This window comes from Providencia sp. CIM-Carb-044, from assembly GCF_033901115.1.
GTDB lineage: Bacteria > Pseudomonadota > Gammaproteobacteria > Enterobacterales > Enterobacteriaceae > Providencia > Providencia hangzhouensis.
On record NZ_JAXADV010000004.1, the window covers coordinates 97,163 to 121,557 of the forward strand.

Here is a 24,395-nt window from a genome sequence, read left to right on the forward strand (position 1 = left end):
TTTGGAACTTAAACTACGTCTTTATATCTAAAAACCGATTTCTCAATTATTTTTCAATTCGATTTAACAATAATAGAAAACAAGAGTTTAAAAACCTATGAGTAACACTACACACTCGGAAAAATTTAGCTGGACCTCACTGTTCTGGTTACTAACCTACTTTTGGTATTTTTCATCACTATTACAACTATATGTGCTCGTAACAGGGCAAAGCAATTCTATTGGCCTAAGAGATTCACTACTCTATAGCTCTCTTTGGCTGGTTCCTGCCCTACTGTTCCCTAAAAAAGTTAAGTTAGTTGCGGGACTAATTGGTATTGTTTTATGGCTTTCTTCGGTAGTTGCCCTCGCCTACTTTGTGGTTTATGGGCATCAAATATCCCAAAGTGTCATGTTTGTGATGTTTGAAACCAATACTAATGAAGCAGGCGAATTCCTTAAACAATATTTTAGCTTCAAAGTCTTAGGTGTCATACTCGCCTATACTGTAGTCGCAATTTTTCTATGGACACGTCTAAAACCGGTAACACTGCCAAAGTCAGGGCGAATCGGTATTTCATTGTTAATTTTAGTTATTTTGTTCGGTATTCCTTATTATAACAAAGGCATTAAACAAGACCGACCAATGGCCAATGTCGCATCATATTTAAATAGTAAACTCGCCTACGCTGCGCCATGGCAGTTTGTGAGTGGTTACTTTTTATATAAAAACCAGCTAGCAAACATGGAAGAATTAATCCGCGACAACAGTAAAATTCCACCATTAGAAAACTTTGTCGATGCAAACGGTGATACACCCCGCACATTTGTATTAGTAATAGGTGAGTCCACCAGCCGCGATAGAATGAGCCTATATGGCTATTCACGCCCAACGACACCTGAGTTAGATGAACTTGCAAGGGATTATCCTGCTAATTTATCCGTATTCAATGATGTTGTGACGTCGCGACCTTATACTATTGAAGCACTACAACAAATTCTGACGTTTGCGACACAAACTGAGCCTGAACTGTTCAATTCGCACCCTTCTATGATGAACATGATGAAGCAAGCGGGCTTTAAAACGTTTTGGATCACTAACCAGCAGACGATGACTGAACGCAACACCTTATTAACGGCATTCTCTCGCCAAACAGATAAGCAATATTATTTGAATAATGATATGGCTCAAAGCTCACGTATCTATGATGACGTGGTTTTTGCACCATTCAAAGAAGCGCTTGCAGACCCAGCAGAAAAGAAATTTATCGTTGTCCATCTGTTAGGAACGCATATGCGCTATGAATTCCGCTACCCAGAAGATAAAGCCATTTTCAAAGATAAAGACAGCGTGGTTCCCGCTAACCTAAATGATGACGAAGTGAAAGATTATAATGCTTATGATAACGCACAACATTATAACGATTATGTTGTTTCAACATTAATCAAGGACTTTGATTCTTCAAAAGAAAATGGTTTTCTGGTGTTTTTCTCAGACCATGGTGAAGATGTTTATGATACCCCGCCTCATGAAATGTTAGGGCGTAGTGAAGGTAAGCCAAGTAAGGTCATTTATAATGTGCCTTTCCTAGTTTGGCAATCACCTGAGTGGCTATCAACTCATCAATTTGATTTGAATGATAAAACAACCCGACCATTCAGTAACATGGACTTTATCTACGCGTGGTCTGATTTAGCAGGTTTAAACTATACTGGGTTTGAGCCCGAAAAAAGCCTGTTTAATGAGGCATTTAAACCTCAACCTCGTTATATTGGTGACCCAGATAATAAATCCTCATTAATGCTTTATGATGATTTAAAACAATAATTAGGTCTCTGTCGGTGAAATGTTATCTGCATTTCACCGACCTATTCATTTAAGCTATAACTTTCAGATGCTGTGCTCCCTTGCGGTTTATTTTACCATCCCGCAAAATAAACGTGACTTCACCACGCCAAAATTCAGCTAAGAAAATATCGTTTATTGATTCAATATCTTGTAATTCAATTTGCTGCATTAACCAAGCTTCATCTCTTTCGATAGATTCCAAACCATAGCTTCTAATAACCCCTTCTTTTATCAGGATCACTGATGGCATATTTTTTTCATCACAAATAATGGTTAGCTGCCCATCAGGTTCTATTTGTGCATAATAAATTTCTTGAAAGGAATGAATGCCTTGTGCATGAATTCGAGATGAAATATTGATGAGGTCTATCTTATTGGCTTTTTCTAAGATGTTTTCCATTATAAATTGGCCTTTTTTAATGATAGGTATGGGATTACCAATGGCCACATTACGAAAAAAATTAAATCTTTTTGTTAAAAAGTTCAAAAAGCTTATAAACAAAACACCAATAATTAAAATAGTCACATACTGGTACAATGGGATAGTATCACTGTAAATCACCCCTCCAATAATACCTCCTAAAACAAAATTACCAATAAAATCAATAGGAGTCATTTGGGAAAGCTGCGTTTTTCCCGATAGATTCATATGAGTGATAACAATGGCAAAACCGATAATAAATTTTAAAATAATCAACGAATAATAGTACGCCATAATGCTATTCCTTTGTTATCTAAGCCATACATTTGTTTTCATTATTTATTTAATAATAAGTTCGATCAGTTTAGCTTGATTTTCTATATTTTATAACTCTATAGCATGGAACAAGAGATGACTTTCCAAAAAAAAGCATTCACTTGAGTTTACAATCAAAAAAAATAACGATTTCAGTTTGTTACCTAATTATTTTATAACTCACTTAATTTCAACTATAGTTAAATATACACATTGGCGATTATGCCAATATTGAGCTTTAATAACATTTTTACCAGCATCGTGCTAAGGATATGTTTATGAATATAAAACTCATCACTTCACTTCTTTTCGCGGGAATTGTTACAGTTATCGTAGGTTGTGATGACTCATCCAAACCAAGTGACACCGTTAAACAAGCTGAAGAAAAAGCCCAGCAATTAAAAGAAGATGGTGAACAAAAAGCTGATGAATTAACGAAAGATGCACAAAATAAAGCTGAAGAGTTAAAACAAAATGCGTCAGAACTGAGCCAAGAAGTTAAAACGGATGCGATTAATAAAGCTGACGAAGTCGCAACCGATATGAAAGAAAAAACGGAATCACTCAAAGCAGAAAATGACGCAGAAACCAATAAAAAATAATTTTCCGCTCAGTTCCCTTCAAGAATGTGGGCTTTAAATGCCTGCATTCTTATTTGGTGCAAAAAGACAACAAAACCCACCTAACTCTTCCGCCATTCCACGATATAATTATGTTTCTTATTCGCTAGCTACCAGGAAAACTAATGCAAATTAAACATAGCATGGGGTACACAAACCCAGAACTCCTTACTGATGCTTTCAACCTGCGCCAACAAGTTTTTACTCAAGAACAGGGGTTTCCCGCTGATATCGATGTCGATGAATATGATGAGTCCGCATTACATGTCGTTTTGTATTTAGATGGGCAGCCAGCTGCGGTATTACGTTGTGTACTACTTGAAGACAATCTTATCAAAGTTGGCCGTGTCGCAGTACAAAAATCACACCGAAGTAAAGGGTTAGGACGTGAATTAATGAAATTTGTAGAGCAATATGGCCGTTCTCATCATTACCATAAAATCGCTCTTTCAGCGCAATATACTGCCATTGATTTTTACCATACTCTGGGGTACCAAACTGAGGGAGAAATGTATGATGAAGAGGGAATGGACCACATTTATATGACATTATCTTTAGAGTAATAATTGCCCTTGAATTAAATTTTCTCGCCTCTATATTGGTATATAGGTCAATATTTAATCAAGCAGAGGTGAATGATGGCAAATGGTTGGGCAAATGAAGATGCTGTTCAAGAACAAATTGATGCCACTCTTGATGATGCGGTAGCGAAAGCTCGTCGCCAATTGCACTCAGGTGAAAGTGCCGAGTTTTGTGAAGAGTGTGGTGAGGCAATTCCTGAGGCTCGCCGTTTAGCATTACTCGGCGTAAAATTCTGTATCAACTGCCAAAATGAATTAGATAAAAAACAATCTACATTTAGTGGCTATAATCGGCGTGGCAGTAAGGATAGCCAATTACGCTAATCACATTTCCACCTCCATTTATCTAAGGTTTTTACTTATCTAGTACTTACTTTCACTCATTTGCGTTAACTTATTGGTAAAACATGTAAATACTGCACTGTTAATTATTAATTTAATGATAATTAACATGATATTTTTATCCTCTATTTAATGTTATTTCCCGATCTTGTTGATCATTCACTCGTATCATGGCAGTATAACCGCCTATTTTTTAACTTATGAAGGTGATAAAGACTCGGGTTTCATCGCTATTTTTGGCAGTTTAGCCTGCCCTCAACACCATATTATTGTTCTTTCTATCTCGTTTCCTTAGGGGAAATTTTTCGCAATTATTCATTGTTTCATTAAGAAGGACAGCTCGCTGCATATTTGTCGATATCGGTATGCCAAAAATAAAATAAAACAAAACAAAAGAAGGTTGTTATGAGTCAAATTGATACTGATTCTAAAAAAATTCGTTCTAAAATTAGTCCCCCTGTATTTTATAGCTCTGCCGTTATTATTTTGGTTATCGTGGGCTTTGCCGCTTTGATGCCAGAAGTCGCAGAATCTCATCTAAGTCATCTTCAGCAAAACTTATTCAATAATGCTAGCTGGTTTTACATTCTAGCCGTCGCTATTATTCTTTTGAGTGTGACTTATCTGGGACTCTCCCGTTATGGGCAAATAAAATTAGGCCCGGACCACGCCCAACCCAATTTTAGCTATGTCTCGTGGTTTGCCATGCTTTTCTCAGCAGGTATGGGAATTGGGCTAATGTTTTTTGGGGTTGCAGAACCCGTAATGCACTACCTCAACCCACCTGTAGGTGAACCGCAAACCGTTGAAGCCGCAAAAGAAGCCATGCGCTTAACGTTCTTCCACTGGGGATTACATGCTTGGGCTATCTATGCCATTGTCGCATTAATTTTAGCGTTTTTTAGCTATCGCCACGGCCTCCCTCTCACATTACGCTCTGCCCTTTACCCCATTATTGGTGAGCGTATTTATGGCCCAATAGGCCATGCAGTTGATGTATTTGCAGTAGTAGGGACGGTATTTGGTGTTGCAACATCTTTAGGCTTCGGTGTACTGCAAGTTAACGCTGGGATGAACCATTTATTTGGTTTACCAGTCAGCGAAACCGTACAGGTGGCTTTGATCATCATTTTTACAGGGCTTGCAACAATTTCCGTTGTTTCAGGACTAGATAAAGGTATCCGTATCTTATCGGAACTCAATCTTGGCCTCGCATTTCTATTGCTCGTATTAATCGTTGCTTTAGGGCCAACTGTGCTTCTTTTAAAATCTTTCGTTGAGAATACAGGTGGCTACCTTTCAGAGATCGTCAATAAAACCTTCAATCTCTATGCCTATGAACCCAAATCAAGTAATTGGTTAGGCGGCTGGACACTACTGTACTGGGGATGGTGGTTATCTTGGTCGCCATTTGTCGGTATGTTTATTGCCCGTATCTCTCGCGGTCGTAGTATTCGTGAATTTGTCATGGGGGTATTATTTGTCCCAGCTGGCTTCACTTTAATGTGGATGACATTCTTCGGTAACACAGCGATTGATTTAATTAAAAATAAAGGCGCAACCTTATTAGCCGAAACTGTTCAGGCAGACGTATCTCTCGCTTTGTTTGAATTCCTTAATTATTTTCCATTCTCTTCGGTTTTATCTTTCTTTGCTATGCTAATGGTCATTGTGTTTTTCGTGACTTCAGCGGATTCAGGAGCAATGGTGGTTGATACTTTAGCTTCAGGCGGCGATTCTAATACCCCTGTTTGGCAACGTATCTTTTGGGCGGGTTTAATGGGTATCGTTGCGATAACAATGTTACTCGCAGGTGGTCTCCAAGCGTTACAAACACTGACAATTGCGAGTGCTCTTCCCTTTGCTGTCGTTTTGCTCGCCTCCATTTATGGCTTGTTCAAAGCCTTAAGAGTCGATGCCTATAAGCGCGATAGCCAACAGTTAGCGACCATTGCACCAACTGCCAGCCGTAACCCTATTCCGTGGCAGCGACGCTTGCGTAACATCGTATATTTCCCTAAACGCGCGCATGTTAAACGCTTTATGGAAGAATCTGTGAAGCCATCAATGGAAATGGTATCTGAAGAACTGGCTAAGCAAGGTACTGTATGCCATATCCATACTGATAAAGATGACCGAATAGGTTTTGAAGTGGATTTAGGCGAAGATATGAACTTTTTATACGAAGTTCGCCTACGTTACTATATTCAACCGTCATTTGCGTTATCGGGTATGGGGACAGAAAGTGATGAAGAAAAGAGCGAAGAGCAACGCTACTATCGCGCTGAAATTCACTTAAAAGAAGGTGGGCAAGACTACGATGTGATGGGCTGGGCAAAAGAGCAAATCATTCACGATATCCTAGACCAATACGAAAAACATATCCATTTCTTACACTTACTGGGTAAGTAGCCCCAAAAAAGAAACATTACCTAAAATGTGTCGATAAGAATTCACAGGCGGCTAAAATTATAGCCGCCTCCGCCTGTGTTTATTCGATTATCTATTAATGCAATAGAATCCTATTTTATGACATTTGAATTTTTGATAATAAAGTACTTACGCTAGCTAAGTCTTCAGGATGAACTTTTAAATATTTTTCACAAGCTAATCTGGCATAGTAAAAGCAAGTTTATTCACTGACGACTATTTCATCTTCTTTTTCTGGAGGATAACTTATTGCAAAAAAACACCCTCTTTAAAAATCATATCATCTAAAAATCCATCATACTCACAAGCAAAATTAGCACTCTTATTTTCTCCCCTCATGTAAGTTTTATCCCTCAAATAGACAGACATGACCACGTGTCTTTTTCCTAATTGATTCGGCTACGACCCTCGTTAACTTGGTTGGTTAAATCGTCTATCACCACAAAACAGGTTTATGTTTTTCGACGATTTCAGTGTGTTTTCGCATTCAATCTCAACGTTGCTAAAAACGCGCTGAGGCGGTTTTATGATGCCTAACGGGTGTTTTAGACACTAAGTTCGCCAGTTTAACATAATAGGTCTTATGGAAATTTTAAAATCAAGGTAAACGCAATCTATGCTAAATCATAATATTTAACTTAAGTAATGTATATGGTATTGTGAACTATCTATATTGGTTTTTAATGACAAAGGGAATGCTTAAAATGGCGAATATAATTTATCTTACGCTAAAAGGAAATAAACAAGGTTTAATCTCGAAAGGATGCTCATCGATAGATTCTATCGGGAATAAGTATCAAAAGGGACATGAAAACGAAATTCTTATTAATGAGTTGTCTTCTAATTTATCGATGCATCAAAATGTCAGTTTTCAGCCTATTAGTATTCGTAAGCCAATTGATAAGTCTTCTCCATTACTTTCTCAAGCATTAACATCGAGTGAGATATTAACGTGCGACTTTGCTTTTTATAGAACATCAATGAATGGTGGGTTAGAGCTGTATTATAAAATAAAACTGACAGATGCCTCAATTGTTGACCTAAATTGTTTTTATCCTAATTCTGTTACTCACAATCAAGCCCAACCAGAAGAGTCTGTATCGTTTCGATTTAAATCGGTTACCTGGGAGCATGTTATTGCTGGTACTAGTACATACAGTATATGGGAAGAAAGGAGCTTTTAATGTTCTCTAGCCCAGAAGAGACCTTTGAATGGTATGCAAATGAATTAAGAAAAATATCTGAGTTATCTGCAAGGTATTTTCTTGACGACCCCTACTGTAAACAAGGTTACAGAAGTGAAATAAATGAAGTTATAAGGTTGATCCGAGCTGATTTTAATATAGCACTGTATAATAATAATGCTAGGCATCAACGAGTAGATAGCACTCGGGATTGGTTTAGAGAGAACATAGGTTCAACGGGGAATTGGCCCGATATATATAAATACACTGAGGAAATTAAACTCGAATATGAATCAGAAAAATTAGCGTATTCCCAATTAAGAAAGGCAAGTAAAGAACTATATAATGCAACTAGGTCTTATTTTGGTGAAGGCTGGCTTTTTTATGGTGACAAGAGCCTTGATATATTAGGTGGTGCAATTCAAACAGCAGTTGGTATTTTTAGTTATAGAATAGGTAAAACAATTGGAAGTCACGGAATGAAAACGTCCGGTGCGATAAGCATGGCCTATGGTGGAGGTCGTGTATATCAAGGTATTTCTGATATTACGTATGAGTTAACTGATGGTGAAATAAACTTTAGACAAGATCCAGTTAAATTTTTAATAGAACAAGGTACTATAGCATTAGGTGGAGATAGCATCACAGCTAAGAAAATTTATTATGATGTTGATTTTGTAAATAATCTTTATATCGGTTTTGGAGCATTTAAAATTATTGATCCAAAGAAAAGAACTGAAATAAGACAATTACCAACAAAAACTTCTAAAGGATTAAGAAAATTAGGTTTTTTTGAACGCTATTTTCCAGATAACGTCGGGTTTAGAATAGAAAGATGGACTAGTGAAAATTATAAAAGAAAATTAGCTATAGGAAATAAGCCAATGTTATTATATTCATTAACAGCATCAGCAATAAAATTGAAATTGATTCTTGAATTACATAGTGACGAAAATTAGTATTTTATAATTTTTTTATTTTCATTAGTGAATTAAAAGTTTAAATTTTATGGATAGATAAAATAAAAAAGGTATTTTACTATTTACTGAGTCTATAAATAAAACCATTAACACAGGGATTAAATATGCGATTGTTAAAGGTATTAGTGATAGAATTAATGGTGCCCCCATAAAAAAAACAAGAGTTAAATAGTTAATAATATAAATCAAATACAATATTTTGGGGATCTTTTTACTTGATACTGATTCTTCAAACCATGAATCAAAATTATCCCCTTTTCCAATGGATGAATGAATTGAACTAAGTTTGATAAAGTCATTTTTATTTAACTTATCTATATTTCTTATTTTCACTATGACCTCTGATACTAATATATAGCTGTTTATCTTAATTGGTGTAAATAGTCTTGTTTTTCATTTTGATAGTGGTGATTTATAATAATCACCATCAAGGTTATAATACTTAATTATATGAAATCACTTGAATTAATTCATACGGTTTACCTTGTCTTATCGCAAGGTTATCATCGAAATTGAATCCTTCAGCACAAAATAACGATTGTATACTGTCAATAATGACATTGTTATAATTGATAATAGAAGGTTCTTCCCCATCAATAAAATATTTAAGAGTGATATCTATTTTTTCATCTTTTTCTCTAGAATAACTAATTGAATTAATTAGGATCGCATCATTTTTTGAATTTGAAAGGTCTTTCGTGATTAACCCCTGTTCAGATCCAATTATTCTCATGATTATTTGGTGTTTCATGCGATTTCCTTATGTAGCATTTGGCTTTAGTAAGCCATTTTTTTTCACATAAAGCAATAAAAACATAACGAGTTCCGCACTGACTTTACCATTACTAAACCCAAATGCTGTTTTCTCCATAGAAGGATCATAAGCACCAATCCCAACTGCAAACTTCTCGGCTTGTGATTTAGAATTTAATTTATTAATTTCCTCAACCAATTTGTTAGTCGCAGAGGCATGCAACTGCTCTTTTTCTATGATGGGGGGTTAATTTTGAGATATTAAGCCTAATTTAATATCATGGTCTGAAAGCGTAATGATCTTACCTTTTGATAGTAAGTTAGCCGACTATGTTTATTCAATTGTCTATTAATGCAATAGAATCCTATTTTATGACATTTGCATTTTTGATAATAAAGTACTTACGCTAGCTAAGTCTTCCGAATGAACTTTTAAATATTTTTCACAAGCTAATCTGGCGTAGTAGAAGAAAGTTTTATCCCTCAAATAGACAGACATGACCACGTGTCTTTTTCCTAATTGATTCGGCTACGACCCTCGTTGACTCGGTTGGTTAAATCGTTAATCACCACAAAACAGGTTTATGTTTTTCGACGATTTCAGTGTGTTTTCGCATTCAATCTCAACGTTGCTAAAAACGCGCTGAGGCGGTTTTATGATGTCTAACGGGCTGTTTTATTCTCTAAACTTGCTCGTTTAGCATAATGGGTCTTATGGTAATCAATAAACACAAAGTTAAATGTATTCATTTAATTCTCTTTCATTTATGATTTAAGTTTAACTTAAGGATAAGGTGGGGGATTGTATGCAGTGTGGGGATTTAGAGTGGTTTTACTGCAAAAACGGTGAAATCATGGATGCTAATGAAGCTATGGAAAAAAGGTTGGCTATTTATCGTCGAATTTTGAAAAACCTTAAAAGCGCACATAATCGCTCCAATGAATGTTTACCCCTAACGGGTTAGATGAATCAATTTATTATCGGTGTGATGGTGATGAACCTTCGGTTAAAACGGCACTCAGTAATCCCTGGGTAAAAGGAACAGAGGATTTTGGCGTAACATCAGTAAAAGGTGTTAAACGAACAATAGATACAGCAGCAGAACTTGGTGTAATCCCTCCGACTCTACGAGGGATGGATTTTATTCTAAAATCTCGGGTATCTCGAAATCCTCGTGTCATGCAAGAAAATGTTGAGGTTATCTATTTACTGCGGTTTGTTTATGACCCCTATGAAAACTTTTCTTAGGTGAATTTTGATTATGTTAAACAATAAAATTACAATAGTCACAGTATTCCTACTCTTATGCAATCCCGTATTGTCTTATTCTGAACCTGCGATTAAATGTATTCCTGAAGAGAATAATTTTCTTGCGTGTGAGGCTTTAGCAAAACAAGGGGATGATGAGGCTTTATTAATCGTCGGGCGTTTTTATGAAACGGGTACTGGTGTCGCAAAAAATCTCGAAAAGGCAGAGGAAATTTATCAGAGACTGTCAGATAAGAATGATGCAAACGGGATGAATCGTTTAGCAATGCTAACAGAAGACCAAGGGAGAAAAGATGAGGCCATTTTACTTTATCAAAAAGCCGCTGAACTTGGGTCATCCTCCGCAGACTACAATTTAGGTATATTATATAAATACGAAAATAACTACATCAAAGCTAAAGAAATGTTTGAAATAGCAATTAAAAAGCATAAATCAAGCAGCGCCATGATGAGTTTAGGTGATTTATATAGAGATGGTCGAGGAGGAGAGAAAAACACTAAGTTGGCTGAAAAATGGTATAAAGAATCGATAAAATTCGGTAATGATTTTGCGATTACTCGATTAGGTTATTTGTACGGTGATTTAGAAAATTATGATGAGGCAATAAAATGCTATGAAATAGGCATTGCAAACGGGGATCCCGCAGCAATGAATTCAATGGGGTTGCTTTATCAGCATGGCTTTGGTGTTCAAACCGATATCAATAAAGCGGTAAAGCTCTACCAAGATGCTTCAAATAAAGAAGGGCTTGGCGGGTTAATTAATTTGGGCTTAATGTATGAGGAGGGACTAGGTGTTCCACAAAGTTATGAGAAGGCGATCAACTTATACAAGAGAGCTTATCAACTAGGTTACACCGATATTCAATCACGGATTGACTACTTAGATAAAAAAATGCATAAAAAAAGTAATTAATACATAGTGTTAACATAAAGGAGCTTAAGCGATCAAACGCTGTAATAGCAAAATTGTAATGTCCGCTCTGGGCTAAGTTAAGGTGTCCGTCACGTAAGCTAACTATTAAGGGGGGCACATGACTGCTTATAGAGCGGAATTTTTTACATTGGAAGATGTGAAACGGCTAAATGTGATTCAAGATGTGATAGACCAACGCCTGCCGACCAAAATGGCTGCATAACGATTAAGTATATCCGCACGCCAGTGCCAGCAACAATGCCACAATGCGAAATATGACGAAAACAAATTGGTATTCAAAATAATTCGAGCTCTAGCACGGCGGCAATTGAGGATAGTTTAGTATCACGACCTGAAAGCGCTATGACCTTGTCTGTGGATTTAAGGTTGGCCGACTGCAAGTCAATATCACGAGCGGCATTTAACGTGATATTGCCATTTGCGATGAATTTAAAACACAACTTGAGCTTCGCATTATTGCCGTTGTTGCTAATTGAGATATAGAAACCGACTGCTCTGTTATTTAAATCATGTGGGAAGGACTGGTAATTTAGCTTTGAAGTCGATTTAGGCAAAGATATAAACTTTTTCTATGAATTTCTCCCCTGTTACTACATTCAACCAGCCTTTGCTTTAGCAGGTATGGGGACAGAAAGTGATGATGAAAAGAGCGAGGAGCAACGCTCCTATCGTGCTGAGATTCACTTAAAAGAAGGTCGGCAAGACTACGGCTGGGCAAAAGAGCAGATCATTCACGATATCCTAGACCAATATGAAAAACATATTCATTTCTTGCACTTACTGGGTAAGTAGTCCCAAAAAAGAAACATTACCTAAAATGTGTCGATAAGAATTCACGGGCGGCTAAAATTATAGCCGCCCGTGTTTATTCAATTGTCTATTAATGCAATAGAATCCTATTTTATGACATTTGCATTTTTGATAATAAATTACTTACGCTAGCTAAGTCTTCAGGATGAACTTTTAAATATTTTTCACAAGCTAATCTGACATAGTGGAAGCAAGTTTCTTCACTGACGACTATTTCATCTTCTTTTTCTGGAGGATAACCTATTGCAAAAAAAACCCCCTCTTTAAAAATCATATCATCTAAAAATCCATCATACTCACAAGCAAAATGACAATATGCACCATCAGTACTATAGCCTCTCTTATGAACTATGTGGTCTACAACATCTAAGAAACGGTGATCATTATACATCCGATCAAAATAAGTTTTGATGACCCAATCGTGATGATCATAATTGTTTTTATCCTCATAATTATAAGGTAATCCAAACAATAAATGATTTAATTCATCAAAAGACTCATTCATATAAATTATTCCTATTGAGGATGAAAATTACTAACACCTTTAGTTTTGGGATCTAAATAAACTCTAAAGGTAACTCCACCTGCTTTAGCATTATAAGATTGTAATCCTTTTACTATAGCATCCTTATATCCATTAGCGGCTGCCTGTTGCCCTAAATCTAATATTTTTTGGTCTGTATAAACTTTCGGGTCATAAACTGTTTTTTTAAATGGTTCCGCACCATTACCTTTATAGTTACCTGTTAATTTTCCTGCTGCATCTTTTGTTGGTATCTTATATTCAATTTGGGTGATACCTTTCACGCCTGTTGCAGTTTCACTAATAATCTGTAAACCTTTTTCTCTAACTGCACCATAAAACGCATCTGCATTATGGGCTCCAGAAACCCCCGCTCTTTGAGTAAATTTATCCATCGTCGCTAAATGCATTGGCAAATCAATATTGATACTTATACCTTCAGGAGTTTTAATTGATCTTTTCGGAAAGAAAACATTATTAACTTTCGTAACTTTGGCTAATTTACCCAAAACAACAACAGCTCTTTCCATCGGTAATGAGGTTAATACTGCCGCTGCATAGTCTTTGGTATCTTTAGCCTGCATTAATGCCATCATGGTATCAGATACTGGTAAAGTTTCTAAAATAGCCTTTATAGGATCTTCTTTACCATCCCCTTTTGAATATTGGGATCTTATTTTTTGTTTTTCCTGAGCTGTCAAACTACTATCACTTTCAAGTGCTTTTTCTAACGAAAATGCGCCACCAAAATACTTATCACCAGCTGAACCATAGAAATTATGCAAATAGTGGTTATAAAGAAATACATTCTCAGCTGCACCTGCAGCACTGTGTACGCCATTCGACTCACCGGTTACAATAGCCCCAGCTATAGCTCCTAAAACTTTAATTTTCTGTGTATTACCTTCTAAATTATTTTTGCTTTTGTTATCAAGAGATAGTGCAGCCAATTCAGCGGCTAATGCACCAACAACGGCTCCTTTTACATTGCCACCACTAATTTCTGCACTTAGCGCAGCCAAACCCGCATGACTAAGAGCTTTTCCTGTATGCCCTAGAATATTTCCCTGTTTATCTACATATAAATACTGGAATTTATCGCCTATCAGGTTAGCCCCTTCAGCTTGAATTTGCCCTGCCACATTACTGAGTAGGGCTGTTTTAAAGTTTTCACTAAAGCTCCCACCTTGGATCGCTGTTCCGATGGTTGAGCTGATAGCACTTTGCCCTGCCACACGCTGTGCGACTTGAGTCCAATTTCCATCACTGAGTTTTGGTAAAGTCACTTTGGCCGGATCTGTCGCTTTGCCATATAACGCAATATCAAATCCTTCAAGTGAACCCGCAATAATGATGCTGGTCACAATTGATTTTACGGTATCACTTTCCCCTAGACTGGATAAGGTTTTTGACAGGTTTCCTTTGTTCTCGACTAATGCGACGGAAGCTTGAGAAACGAGTGAGGCAAACCCCGCCTGTGCCGCAGCAGAAGCCATTGACGCTGTTGTCGCTGAAGCACCCATGGTTGTAGCAGTAGAGCTCGCTAACCCACCAATACTGGCGGCTGTAGAGGTTCCATAAGTAGCAGCCGCGACAGCAATGGCAATCACAGCACCTACGACTGGATTAAGGCTTTCAGTTTTTACATCCCACTGGCTATAAGCATCTTTTACAACAGCCCAATTGACGTTTTTATTATTTTTAATGTCCCCGAGCCACTCATACCCAGGAGTACGACTTAATATTGCTAATGCCTGTTCGAATGACTGCCCTTCTTTAGTTTTAACATCTGCAGTGATCCCTTTATTCGCATCAACAGTCAGTTTTCCACCAATATGCAATGCAGGTAAAACCCATTTATCTGAGGTATAGCCTTTATTACGTTGGGTGATATAAAAACCGTTAGAATTTGTAATCACCTGTTCAAATTGCGAGTTTTTGACCGCTTTAAAATTCACCTTACCCGTTTGGCTGGTGATTTTGGCATTCTTGCCCGCATTAATTTTGGTCGCTTCTAATGTGACATCATCCTTGGCATACAGATTAATATCGCCACCAGCAGTAAACTCAGTGACTTTATTGGTTTTATCACTGCGTGTTTTTCTCACTTCCTTTTTCGTAATACAAAGCGTCCATCTATTGCATTTCTTTTTATACTCTTCGAAGTAACTGCTTTCTTCCATGGCTTGGGCGTAGAGATACCCGCCTTTTGCCGCAATATCCATCGCACCTTTGGCAACGAGACGTGAGGCTTGGAAAAGAATGCTCCCCTCTGACAAAATGGTCAGCGTTTTACCGCTGTTAATTTCAGTGCCAATTTGACGATATAACTCTTCAAATTTTTTCCCTGACTGTTTTCGATAGTTCGTTTTAACTGACTCTAAGCGTACATTTCCCCCACTTGAGAGTGTGATGTCACTTAGGGATTTGATTGTGCTACCTTGTGCAGTGAGTGCGCCATTGGAGGCCAGAGTGACGCCTTTATCTCCGGAAAGTGTCGAGGTCACATAACGCACATCTTGGTTATCTTCACTGGGGTTGGGAATCGCAGAGTAAGCGGTAGCCGTTAATTTAATATCACGACCTGAAAGCGCTATGACCTTGTCTTTGGATTGAAGGTTGGCCGACTGCAAGTCAATATCACGAGCGGCATTTAACGTGATATTGCCATTTGCGATGAGTTGAGAGCGTAGCCCTGGGTAGCGATTGGTCTTGAATACATTATCGACATCTTTAATCGCTTTTGAGCCTAACAAAATATCTTGGCCTGCATTGAACGTCAGTGATTTTCCACTGTTGAAAGCAATGCCACACGCTTCAATATTTTTACCTGCGGTGAGGTTCATTTCCCCTGAACTTGTCCAATTTCCTATTTTTGTGAGTAACGCATTAATATTGGTGACAGACTCTGAAACCGCGAGTTTTATTAAATTGGATTCATCGCGACGAACAACAATATTGTCATTAGCACTGAGGGTAAGTTTATTCGTTTTGGCTAACTGCGCATTATCAAAAGTGATGTTTTTACCCGCTTGGATATGTAATGAATTTGCAGCATTGATTACTGGAGGAGATAATACATTGTCTTTAAAGGCAGAAACGGGGTTTAAACTGTATTGAAGATCGCCATTTTTCGCAATTAAGGTGCTGTCTTTAGCCGTTAAATTAACCTGTTTAAGGTTAAGGTCGTTATTGGCAATTAGGCTTTGTGATTGTTTTGCAACGAGCTGTGCATGATTAATATTAATGTTTTGACCTGTAATGATAGACAGATCGTTTTCAGACTGTAAGTTGGTAGAAATATTTATATTATTAGAATTTAAGACAATATTTTTTGCAGTAATGGAAAAAGATGGATTACCTACTTGTACTATTTTTGCTATGGTCTTTTCAGTATTAGGAAGTTTACTTTCTAGATTAATGGCGTTTTTAAAATCAAGAACAACATTATTTCCAGCAGATATCGTTTTATAATTTAAGGCTTCGGGAGCCCAAGAATAAAGTTTATCGATTAATTTAAAATCTACCGGCTCACTAACATAAAAAATATCATAAGTTCCATCATCATCGCTTTCATCTGCAAATTTCCCTAAATCTTTATAAGAGGTATCGTATTTATACCAATGGTCTAATTTACCTGAATTAAACACGGAAATAGATGCATTTTGTCCCGTCAATATCACATTATTTTTTGCAGTGATTTGTCCAAAATCACTCACTAAATCATTTGCATTAATATAGGCGTTTTTCCCTGATGCTATAACGCCAATCCCCCCTTGATTTAGATATTGTTTCCGCTCAACATTAATGCTGTCACTGTTGATTAAATCAATTTTTCCGAACCATTTTTTATAGGAGAAGCTCTCTAATCGAGGATAGAGTGAAATAATCGAGACAACACCTTGCCTTTTTCCAAAGTAAGATGAGACAAAATCTTCACTATAGTTAGTTGTTGCATTGATATTAGAAGTTTTTATGGGAGATGCATTCGCCGTATTTGTCAGTTTCTTCGTCCGAACCACCAAATCCCCCGTATTGGTCTTTATCGTTCCTGATTTATTCTCAATCAGGGTACTCAAATCCCCTTTGGCATTTTTTTGCATCCACAGATTATCTTGTGCTTGAATAAGCGCACTATTGCCCGTATTGCTTATTGAATCAGCAAAGACACGCATATCTTTGCCTGCGGTAACTTGACCATTGTTGATAAGAGTATTGGTGGCCAATGTGATGTCTTTGGCGGCATTCACGTTGACATTAGCGTTAATGTGCAGGTTTTTGGTGCTGATATTGATGTCTTTTTTCCCTTGAATATTGCCTGCAAGGGTAATTTTGCCATCGACGGTTAACGTCAGGTCATGTTGGTTGGCTTGCACATTGCTGAGGTTAATCCCAACCCCTGATTCCGTACTGACCAATTTCACTTGATTGGCATACATTCCACCCAGTGCTTTGGTATCTACCGAAATACTGGGTTTTGCTCCTTCACCCGCAATCGGTGTCACGGTGCCTTTTTGAAAGTCAACACGGTTGGTGCCTTGCATCAGGGTCAGGTTCTTGGCTTTGATTTGCCCATTTAGTTCGGTGGCGCGGCTGATAATATCGGCATACGTTTGCACTTCGGTATTCATGCCATTGGCGCCGATAACCACACTGCCTTTTTTCACCTCAACCGCAGACAAAGCCCCCTTGTTATCCAGAATAGGTTTTCCCGTGGTTAAGGTAATCGCAGGGGTATTCACAAAACTACAGCCATTGCAGGTAATGCCATTCGGGTTGGCAATTAAGACATTTGCGCCTTTACCTGCCACTTCCAACTTACCTTGTAATTCTGAGCGGTTACTGCCGGTAACTTCGTTGATAATCAGATTAGCAGCATTTCCCTTTAAATTCGTATTGGCTTTGATTTGCCCTGCAATTTGGGAATTCACATTAGTGGTGGCGTTGTTGAGTACCGCACCTTGTTTATCGACATTAAATTGTTGGAATTTATTGTGGGATATTCCTGCCCCATTCGGCGTGGCGATATTAATAATCGGGACGTTATTTTGTTGGCTGATTTGGGTGTTTTTATCTGCCGCCGTCATGGCTGCTCCCCAAGCGGGATGTAAGGGGTAGACTGCGGTTAAGAAAATAATGGTGTAACTTAATATCCGCTTAGAGCGAGAAGGTAATTGTTCATTTAGCATAAATAATCCTTTAAAAACGTAAAGCTACAGAGAGAATGAGACCGACCAATAAGCCGACCAATTGTCTGGTTTAAGTTGTGAGGGATAATGCAAAGGTTTACTGAGTAGAAACTGAGAATAAATTAGGCTATTGCCTGTAAAAGAGAGGCCAACGGCTCCGCCGGCTAAAGTGTCATGTTCAACGTGGTATTTATCTGAGGCAATAAACCCGTAATCTAGCGCTCCGATAAAACGCAGTTGCCCAATTGCCGTATTAGCGATGCCTTTATTGATTTCATTACGCCAATAGCCACCTCGGTTACCACTCAAAGACTGCTCATGGTAGCCACGGACAGAGTACTGACCGCCGATGCTGATGCGTTCAATACCGTATAAATTATCGGGGGAGTATTGACCGTAAAATGACGTTAAATAGGTCATGCCATTAGCGAAAAAATACTGATAACTGCTGCTTAGACTGAATTTGCGGTAATGGCTGCGCGGTGAGTCTTTCGCGAGGGTGTCCGGTGAGGCGCCAAAGGCGGATATTCCCCATTCAGCAGCAAGGTTAAACGTGAAGTAACCTTGCCCGAGGGTAGTGCTGTACTGCGGGGTAAATGAGAGCGAGGTTAAAGTTGGGCTGCTGATACTCAGGGTTTGGGAAGCTAGCTGAGTGCGGGCATTTTTATGTTTGAAACTGCCTTGTAAGGTTAGACGCTGTTTGCCATCGCGATAAATTAAGTTGCTGACATCAAATTGTTGGTTGGTATTTTTGCCTTCATAACGGTATTGCTGATCCAATGTATAAAACAGCTGTAATGTATTATTACGATAAAACTGATAACGGTAAGACCAATAACCATAAGGCACATTCACATTCGCAACGATATAACGATTATGATGGGATGTACTTCCATCCATATCGGTATTGGCCGAGACTGACCACTGCTCACCAAACCCTAATGGGGAATCTACCGTCAAACCGCCTGTAATCAGCTGTTTTCCTGTTGCTTTAATCCCTGAATTATCGAAGTTCAATTGGCCCGTAATAGGCCATTTTTTCCCTTGCTGATGAATAATAATCCGAGAGTAGCTATTTTGGCTTCCTGGCTGGATATCGATAGTGTACTTAGCGGACGATAACCGGTTGAGTTGCTCCAACCCTTGTTCAATATCCCGTAGATTTAATATTTTACCTTGTTGATAAGGAAATATTTGATGAACTAGGCGCTCTGGGGAGTTATCAATCTCGATAGTTTCAATCTTTCCTTCAATCATTTGTAAGGCGAGATGATGTGACGATAAATCTTGCTCAGGAATGATGGCTTGAGAGGTAATAAACCCCTGTTCTATATAGTAATTAGTCACATGCTTAGTGAGCTTATGTATTTCACCTAGCGTGAGGCAGCGTTTTAAGTAAGGTGAGGTTAACTGAGTCTGAGTTTTACTGGTGAGTTGTGTGGCACCGACAAATTGGATCTTATCGACCGGGAAACAGATTTCATCTTGACCGTGTTTGGAAAAAGTATCATCAACGGTGATTACATTGTGTTTTTCCAATAGGTTACGTTGGATTAACTCCGATTCTAACCGTTGTTTCTGTTCAAATTGAATACTTTCATTCGTGGAAGGGAATAATTGATTTTCCGTGTAGCCATAAGGAGAAATCATAAACAACGATAAGCATAATAAACGCCACATAATTTGATATTTTGTCATGTTATCTAAATTTTCGTTACGAACAGTAAATTTACCGTAATGTAACTTATTCTCATTAACTGCTTTTAGATAAAAAAAATCCACCATGACTAAAAATTAATGCTTTCATTCTTAATATTGTTTTTTGCGCCATTTCACTATATTAATTTAACCAAATTGCAATTAACGATAAAATCTAACGTTATATACTGAAAATCAATCATTTGATTTTATTAGGAATGATTTTTCTGAAGAATTTGTCACAAGTAACCTATAGGTAATTTCACAATTACAAATAAGATATGACAGTGAGGGATTGGCTACTCAACTAAAAGTATAAATGAAGTTCAACTTCAGTGAATCTAAACGGAAAAGTGAATTATTTAAGTAATAACTATGTTCTAAATAATTCGAATTATAAGAAGGCGACAATTGAAGAAAGTCCGATGAAAACACACCAATATGTGACCCAGTAGCCAGCGCCAGCAACAATGTCACAATGCGAAATATGACGAAGACAAATTAATTTTCTAAATAGTTCGAACTCTAGCAAGGCGGCAATTGAGGATAGTTTGGGGAGCATACATCAGTATGTGACCCAAATAGCCGAAAAAAGCCAACACAGCTAGAGCTCGAAATATGACGAAAATTTAGGCGCTTTTCCGCTTATTCATCTCACTGTAGTCTGGGCTCTCTAAAGCGATTAGCTCATCCAACAGTGCGGTCAATTGCTGCATTTTCTCTGGCGAAAATGCCAGCTCGATTTTTTGATAACCTTCTTCCACTTCCTGCCGTGCTTTGTCATACAGCTCTTGCCCTGCTGGTGTCAAAGAGACATATAATTTGCGCTGATCATTCAACGGTTTTAAGCGGAAAATTAAACCTTCGCGCTCCATACGGGTTAGGATCCCCGTTAAACTTGGGCGCAGAATACAGGTTTGGACTGATAATTCATGAAAATCAATTGAACGCTTATCAGCTAAAACGCGAATGATACGCCATTGCTGTTCAGTCAAATTATACGACTTTAATATCGGCCGGAAAAAACCCATTGCGGTTTCCCTTGCCTGCAGTAATGCAATTGTCAATGATTCATGCATAAGCTTAAAACTCACCACTTAATTAACGTTATTTAGCCTAATTTAGGTATTTTATGGCGGCTGCCACAGTGCTTTATTGACACAATGCTTTAGTGAAACCTTTGGTTATCACCATGAATTTCTACATCGCCAATTTGCCTTATTCAAGAGTAGCACGGTCAAATAACAATCTCAAAGAAAAACCCTAAAATATTAATGAGTAAATAATTTAAAATCCAACTTTAAAGTTAATTTTTTGTAAATCAAAAAAAATTGAAAAAATAATAAATTCATTTATAACAGCATCTTACAAAAAGATAACTCAATTATGTTAATGAGATCACAATTAAAATTAACATTTCCATAAACCTATTGCTAATTTAAAAATTATACTTTATTAATATATTAATAATTACTCGAAAGTTGAATTCTTTTCATTAAGGAGTTGTCAATGAAAGGCACTGTATTTGCCGTTGCCCTCAATCATCAAAGCCAGCTTAGCCATTGGCTTGAGGCATTCCAGCAAGCCCCTTATAAGACCCCACCAAAAACCCCTGTGTGGTTTATTAAGCCGCGTAATACGCGTATCAATTCAGGCGAGCAAATTTTGCACCCTGTAGGTGAAGAAGTGCAAAGTGGCGCTACGCTTGCTTTGGTGATCGGTAAAAATGCACGCAAAGTCAGTAAAGAGGATGCTCATCAATTTATTGCTGGGTTTGCGCTGGCAAATGAAGTGAGCTTGCCAGAAGACACCTTCTATCGCCCTGCAATTAAAGCAAAATGCCGTGATACTTTCTGCCCAATCGGTGAAATGGTGGCTACTTCGCTAAATACGCCTGTCGATATCATCACCCTAGTGAATGGCAAAGAAGTGGATCGCTGGTCAACAAAAGATCTGATCCGTGATGCGAGTGAGTTAGTTGCTGCATTAAGTGACTTCGCCACCTTAAAGCAAGGGGATGTGATCCTGCTCGGAACGCCACAGCAACGTGTCACCATCAAACCCGGTGATGACGTGGTTATCCAAGCGGAAGGCTTTCCTAGCCTGAAAAATACCGTTGTGGCAGCAGGAGGAAAATAATGTCTACGATAACAAAACGCGCCAAAATCCTTTTTAAAGGCACTGAATATTCCGTCACTGTTGGTGATAACGAAGCCATTACATTACCTAATGGGGATGTGATCGCGGGTGATTCTCCTGATGTTGAATGGTTACCCCCTGCTCAAGGAACGTTATTTGCCCTTGGTTTGAACTATGCGGACCATGCTGCCGAATTAGAATTTAAGCCACCTGAAGAACCTTTAATTTTCTTAAAAGCAGAAAGCAGCTTAACGGGCCACCGCCAAGTTTCTGTTCGCCCTGATAATGTTGAATATATGCATTATGAGTCTGAGTTAGTAGTGGTGATTGGAAAAACGGCTCACAAGGTCTCAAGAGAAGATGCCATGGATTATGTCGCAGGTTATACCGTGTGTAATGACTATGCGATCCGTGACTATTTAGAGAACTATTATCGCCCAAATTTACGTGTTAAGAGCCGCGATACCTTAACGCCGATCGGCCCTTGGATCGTCGATAAAGACGCCATTAAAGATCCCCATAACTTGGCTTTATACACCTATGTTAATGGTGAATTACGTCAAAAAGGCACCACTGCCGATCTAATTTTCGATATTCCATTTTTAATTGCTTACCTCAGTGACTTTATGACACTGCAACCGGGAGACATGATTGCGACAGGGACACCAAAAGGGTTGTCTGATGTCGTGCCGGGTGACGAAGTCATTGTTGAAGTTGAAGGTGTTGGCAAACTGGTCAACACCATTATCAGCGAAAAAGACTATGAGGAACGTGTGTAATGACTCAGATTAATCATTGGATCAACGGTAAAAACGTTGCTAGCAAAGACTATTTTGAAACCACCAACCCTGCAACGGGTGAAGTACTCGCTGAAGTCGCAGCGGGTGGACAAGACGAAATCAACCAAGCCGTTGCCGCAGCGAAAGACGCATTTCCGAAATGGGCCAATACCCCAATGAAAGAGCGCGCTCGCTTAATGCGTCGCCTTGGTGAATTAATCGACGAAAATGTCCCGCAAATTGCAGAAATGGAAACCAAAGACACTGGTTTGCCTATTCACCAAACTAAAAATGTGTTGATCCCACGCGCTTCACATAACTTTGAATTCTTTGCCGAAATTTGCCAGCAAATGAATGGCCGTACTTACCCTGTTGATGACAAGATGATGAACTACACCTTAGTTCAACCTGTGGGTGTCTGTGCGCTGATTTCCCCATGGAACGTGCCATTTATGACCGCAACATGGAAAACCGCCCCTTGTTTAGCGCTGGGTAATACTGCGGTTCTGAAAATGTCTGAGTTATCACCATTATCAGCGAATCGCCTTGGTGAACTGGCTCTGGAAGCCGGTATTCCAGCGGGCGTTTTGAACGTGGTTCAAGGCTATGGTAGCACTGCGGGAGATGCTTTAGTCAAACACCATGATGTCCGTGCGGTTTCCTTTACTGGGGGCACGGCTACTGGCCGCACTATTATGCAAAATGCAGGCTTGAAAAAGTATTCCATGGAATTAGGGGGTAAATCACCGGTACTGGTCTTTGAAGACGCGGATATTGAGCGTGCACTAGACGCTGCCCTGTTTACGATTTTCTCCATTAATGGCGAACGCTGTACGGCTGGCTCACGTATTTTCATCCAAGAAAGTATCTATCCTGAGTTTGTTAAACGCTTTGCGGAACGTGCAAACCGCTTGATCGTCGGTGACCCGAACGATCCGAAAACCCAAGTGGGTGCATTGATCAGCCAGCAGCACTGGAACAAAGTTTCGGGTTATATTCGCTTAGGTATGGAAGAAGGCGCAACCTTGTTAGCGGGTGGCCCAGACAAACCGACTGATCTACCTGACCACCTCAAAGGCGGTAATTTCTTACGTCCTACCGTACTGGCTGATGTCGATAACCGCATGCGTGTTGCACAAGAAGAGATCTTTGGGCCTGTGGCTTGTTTAATTCCGTTTAAATCTGAAGAAGACGGTTTACGCATGGCAAATGATATCGAGTACGGCCTTGCTTCGTATATTTGGACGCAAGATGTCAGCAAGATTTTACGTTTATCACGCAGTATTGAAGCTGGAATGGTGTTTGTTAACACCCAAAACGTGCGTGACCTGCGCCAACCATTCGGTGGTGTCAAAGCCTCCGGTGTAGGCCGTGAAGGTGGCGAGTACAGCTTCGAAGTGTTCGCAGAAATGAAGAACGTGTGTATCTCCTACGGAGACCACAACATCCCACGCTGGGGTGTGTGATTCATAAATTTATTTTATTTATCAATTAGATACCCATGAAAATTTGAACTGTAAATGATTCATGATAAATAATAGCTACAACAAATATGGGTAAACTCGTTCCTTACCCTAAATAGTTTGAGTTGTAGCT

Annotated in this window: 20 protein-coding genes and 2 pseudogenes; 13 read left to right on the forward strand and 9 right to left on the reverse strand. The window is 38.6% G+C overall.

Annotated elements, in window-relative coordinates:
• The first annotated feature begins 97 nt into the window (after positions 1 to 97).
• A complete protein-coding gene (gene cptA, locus SJ312_RS09930) occupies positions 98 to 1,807 on the forward strand; it encodes a phosphoethanolamine transferase CptA (RefSeq protein ID WP_153673745.1) in 1,710 nt (569 codons plus the stop codon).
• Between the two features lie 49 nt (positions 1,808 to 1,856).
• Here cptA and SJ312_RS09935 read toward each other — a convergent pair whose 3' ends face one another.
• Positions 1,857 to 2,543, reverse strand: coding sequence for a DUF421 domain-containing protein (locus SJ312_RS09935; protein WP_004905262.1), 687 nt, complete (start codon positions 2,541 to 2,543; stop codon positions 1,857 to 1,859).
• 299 nt (positions 2,544 to 2,842) lie between these two features.
• Between SJ312_RS09935 and SJ312_RS09940 the strand changes: the two genes are divergently transcribed.
• The 4 genes from SJ312_RS09940 to SJ312_RS09955 all read left to right on the forward strand — a co-directional run bounded on the left by SJ312_RS09940 (position 2,843) and on the right by SJ312_RS09955 (position 6,519).
• Positions 2,843 to 3,166: a hypothetical protein gene (locus SJ312_RS09940; RefSeq protein ID WP_036958543.1), complete on the forward strand. Its 324-nt coding sequence runs from the start codon at positions 2,843 to 2,845 to the stop codon at positions 3,164 to 3,166.
• A gap of 143 nt (positions 3,167 to 3,309) precedes the next feature.
• Positions 3,310 to 3,747: a GNAT family N-acetyltransferase gene (locus SJ312_RS09945; protein WP_004905264.1), complete on the forward strand. Its 438-nt coding sequence runs from the start codon at positions 3,310 to 3,312 to the stop codon at positions 3,745 to 3,747.
• Positions 3,748 to 3,822: 75 nt separating this feature from the next.
• On the forward strand, positions 3,823 to 4,089 hold the full coding sequence (locus SJ312_RS09950; protein WP_096864748.1) for a DksA/TraR family C4-type zinc finger protein: 267 nt from the start codon (positions 3,823 to 3,825) through the stop codon (positions 4,087 to 4,089).
• Positions 4,090 to 4,512: 423 nt separating this feature from the next.
• On the forward strand, positions 4,513 to 6,519 hold the full coding sequence (locus SJ312_RS09955; protein ID WP_004905267.1) for a BCCT family transporter: 2,007 nt from the start codon (positions 4,513 to 4,515) through the stop codon (positions 6,517 to 6,519).
• A gap of 115 nt (positions 6,520 to 6,634) precedes the next feature.
• Here the strand turns inward: SJ312_RS09955 and SJ312_RS09960 are convergent.
• Positions 6,635 to 6,727: pseudogene (locus SJ312_RS09960) on the reverse strand (hypothetical protein); the annotation flags it as partial.
• Positions 6,728 to 7,241: 514 nt separating this feature from the next.
• Here SJ312_RS09960 and SJ312_RS09965 point away from each other — a divergent pair.
• Together SJ312_RS09965 and SJ312_RS09970 are read left to right on the forward strand one after the other, a co-directional pair.
• Complete coding sequence (locus SJ312_RS09965; RefSeq protein ID WP_153673744.1) at positions 7,242 to 7,721, forward strand: Hcp family type VI secretion system effector; 480 nt, start codon at positions 7,242 to 7,244, stop codon at positions 7,719 to 7,721.
• Positions 7,721 to 8,680, forward strand: coding sequence for a hypothetical protein (locus tag SJ312_RS09970; RefSeq protein ID WP_036958546.1), 960 nt, complete (start codon positions 7,721 to 7,723; stop codon positions 8,678 to 8,680). Before SJ312_RS09965 ends, SJ312_RS09970 begins: the two co-directional genes overlap by 1 nt.
• Before the next feature lie 463 nt (positions 8,681 to 9,143).
• Here the strand turns inward: SJ312_RS09970 and SJ312_RS09975 are convergent, their stop codons facing one another.
• Both SJ312_RS09975 and SJ312_RS09980 read right to left on the reverse strand, forming a co-directional pair.
• Positions 9,144 to 9,452, reverse strand: coding sequence for a hypothetical protein (locus SJ312_RS09975; RefSeq protein WP_094962181.1), 309 nt, complete (start codon positions 9,450 to 9,452; stop codon positions 9,144 to 9,146).
• A 9-nt stretch (positions 9,453 to 9,461) separates the two neighbouring features.
• Positions 9,462 to 9,677, reverse strand: a complete 216-nt coding sequence (locus SJ312_RS09980; RefSeq protein ID WP_004905277.1) for a hypothetical protein — start codon at positions 9,675 to 9,677, stop codon at positions 9,462 to 9,464.
• 720 nt (positions 9,678 to 10,397) lie between these two features.
• Between SJ312_RS09980 and SJ312_RS09985 the strand changes: the two genes are divergently transcribed.
• Entirely contained in the window at positions 10,398 to 10,703 is a 306-nt protein-coding gene (locus SJ312_RS09985) for a hypothetical protein (protein ID WP_004905280.1), read from the forward strand.
• Positions 10,704 to 10,716: 13 nt separating this feature from the next.
• Complete coding sequence (locus tag SJ312_RS09990; RefSeq protein WP_165879152.1) at positions 10,717 to 11,640, forward strand: tetratricopeptide repeat protein; 924 nt, start codon at positions 10,717 to 10,719, stop codon at positions 11,638 to 11,640.
• Between the two features lie 296 nt (positions 11,641 to 11,936).
• Here SJ312_RS09990 and SJ312_RS09995 read toward each other — a convergent pair whose 3' ends face one another.
• Complete coding sequence (locus SJ312_RS09995; RefSeq protein WP_110592367.1) at positions 11,937 to 12,215, reverse strand: hypothetical protein; 279 nt, start codon at positions 12,213 to 12,215, stop codon at positions 11,937 to 11,939.
• Here SJ312_RS09995 and SJ312_RS10000 point away from each other — a divergent pair.
• A pseudogene (locus tag SJ312_RS10000) lies at positions 12,196 to 12,453 on the forward strand (choline transporter); the annotation flags it as partial. The gene SJ312_RS09995 and the pseudogene SJ312_RS10000 sit on opposite strands and share 20 nt — an antisense overlap.
• 109 nt (positions 12,454 to 12,562) lie before the next feature.
• Here the strand turns inward: SJ312_RS10000 and cdiI are convergent.
• From cdiI to hpaR, 4 genes are all read right to left on the reverse strand, one after another.
• Complete coding sequence (cdiI, locus tag SJ312_RS10005; protein WP_136134808.1) at positions 12,563 to 12,976, reverse strand: ribonuclease toxin immunity protein CdiI; 414 nt, start codon at positions 12,974 to 12,976, stop codon at positions 12,563 to 12,565.
• Between the two features lie 11 nt (positions 12,977 to 12,987).
• Entirely contained in the window at positions 12,988 to 18,183 is a 5,196-nt protein-coding gene (locus SJ312_RS10010; protein ID WP_319867573.1) for a DUF637 domain-containing protein, read from the reverse strand.
• Positions 18,184 to 18,207: 24 nt separating this feature from the next.
• A complete protein-coding gene (locus SJ312_RS10015) occupies positions 18,208 to 19,968 on the reverse strand; it encodes a ShlB/FhaC/HecB family hemolysin secretion/activation protein (protein ID WP_319867574.1) in 1,761 nt (586 codons plus the stop codon).
• Between the two features lie 542 nt (positions 19,969 to 20,510).
• Positions 20,511 to 20,960, reverse strand: coding sequence for a homoprotocatechuate degradation operon regulator HpaR (gene hpaR, locus SJ312_RS10020; RefSeq protein ID WP_110592370.1), 450 nt, complete (start codon positions 20,958 to 20,960; stop codon positions 20,511 to 20,513).
• A 430-nt stretch (positions 20,961 to 21,390) separates the two neighbouring features.
• On the opposite strand from hpaR, the gene SJ312_RS10025 reads away from it, so the two are divergent.
• From SJ312_RS10025 to hpaE, 3 genes are read left to right on the forward strand one after another with little or no spacing between them, the layout of a single operon-like run.
• Positions 21,391 to 22,020 (forward strand): fumarylacetoacetate hydrolase family protein, encoded by a 630-nt coding sequence (locus SJ312_RS10025; protein ID WP_096864818.1) that lies wholly within the window; start codon positions 21,391 to 21,393, stop codon positions 22,018 to 22,020.
• Entirely contained in the window at positions 22,020 to 22,799 is a 780-nt protein-coding gene (locus SJ312_RS10030; protein ID WP_094962175.1) for a fumarylacetoacetate hydrolase family protein, read from the forward strand. The genes SJ312_RS10025 and SJ312_RS10030 overlap by 1 nt, the downstream gene beginning before the upstream one ends.
• Positions 22,799 to 24,265 carry a 5-carboxymethyl-2-hydroxymuconate semialdehyde dehydrogenase gene (gene hpaE, locus SJ312_RS10035; protein ID WP_096864816.1) on the forward strand — a complete coding sequence of 489 codons (1,467 nt, stop codon included), beginning with the start codon at positions 22,799 to 22,801 and terminating at the stop codon, positions 24,263 to 24,265. Before SJ312_RS10030 ends, hpaE begins: the two co-directional genes overlap by 1 nt.
• The last annotated feature ends 130 nt before the right edge of the window (positions 24,266 to 24,395 follow it).

Bases quoted from the DNA above. Each gene is read 5' to 3' on its own strand.
- cptA (WP_153673745.1), top strand. From the start codon at position 98: ATGAGTAACACTACACACTCGGAAAAATTTAGCTGGACCTCACTGTTC.
- SJ312_RS09935 (WP_004905262.1), bottom strand. From the start codon at position 2,543: ATGGCGTACTATTATTCGTTGATTATTTTAAAATTTATTATCGGTTTT.
- SJ312_RS09940 (WP_036958543.1), top strand. From the start codon at position 2,843: ATGAATATAAAACTCATCACTTCACTTCTTTTCGCGGGAATTGTTACA.
- SJ312_RS09945 (WP_004905264.1), top strand. From the start codon at position 3,310: ATGCAAATTAAACATAGCATGGGGTACACAAACCCAGAACTCCTTACT.
- SJ312_RS09950 (WP_096864748.1), top strand. From the start codon at position 3,823: ATGGCAAATGGTTGGGCAAATGAAGATGCTGTTCAAGAACAAATTGAT.
- SJ312_RS09955 (WP_004905267.1), top strand. From the start codon at position 4,513: ATGAGTCAAATTGATACTGATTCTAAAAAAATTCGTTCTAAAATTAGT.
- SJ312_RS09965 (WP_153673744.1), top strand. From the start codon at position 7,242: ATGGCGAATATAATTTATCTTACGCTAAAAGGAAATAAACAAGGTTTA.
- SJ312_RS09970 (WP_036958546.1), top strand. From the start codon at position 7,721: ATGTTCTCTAGCCCAGAAGAGACCTTTGAATGGTATGCAAATGAATTA.
- SJ312_RS09975 (WP_094962181.1), bottom strand. From the start codon at position 9,452: ATGAAACACCAAATAATCATGAGAATAATTGGATCTGAACAGGGGTTA.
- SJ312_RS09985 (WP_004905280.1), top strand. From the start codon at position 10,398: ATGTTTACCCCTAACGGGTTAGATGAATCAATTTATTATCGGTGTGAT.
- SJ312_RS09990 (WP_165879152.1), top strand. From the start codon at position 10,717: ATGTTAAACAATAAAATTACAATAGTCACAGTATTCCTACTCTTATGC.
- cdiI (WP_136134808.1), bottom strand. From the start codon at position 12,976: ATGAATGAGTCTTTTGATGAATTAAATCATTTATTGTTTGGATTACCT.
- SJ312_RS10010 (WP_319867573.1), bottom strand. From the start codon at position 18,183: ATGCTAAATGAACAATTACCTTCTCGCTCTAAGCGGATATTAAGTTAC.
- SJ312_RS10015 (WP_319867574.1), bottom strand. From the start codon at position 19,968: ATGGTGGATTTTTTTTATCTAAAAGCAGTTAATGAGAATAAGTTACAT.
- hpaR (WP_110592370.1), bottom strand. From the start codon at position 20,960: ATGCATGAATCATTGACAATTGCATTACTGCAGGCAAGGGAAACCGCA.
- SJ312_RS10025 (WP_096864818.1), top strand. From the start codon at position 21,391: ATGAAAGGCACTGTATTTGCCGTTGCCCTCAATCATCAAAGCCAGCTT.
- SJ312_RS10030 (WP_094962175.1), top strand. From the start codon at position 22,020: ATGTCTACGATAACAAAACGCGCCAAAATCCTTTTTAAAGGCACTGAA.
- hpaE (WP_096864816.1), top strand. From the start codon at position 22,799: ATGACTCAGATTAATCATTGGATCAACGGTAAAAACGTTGCTAGCAAA.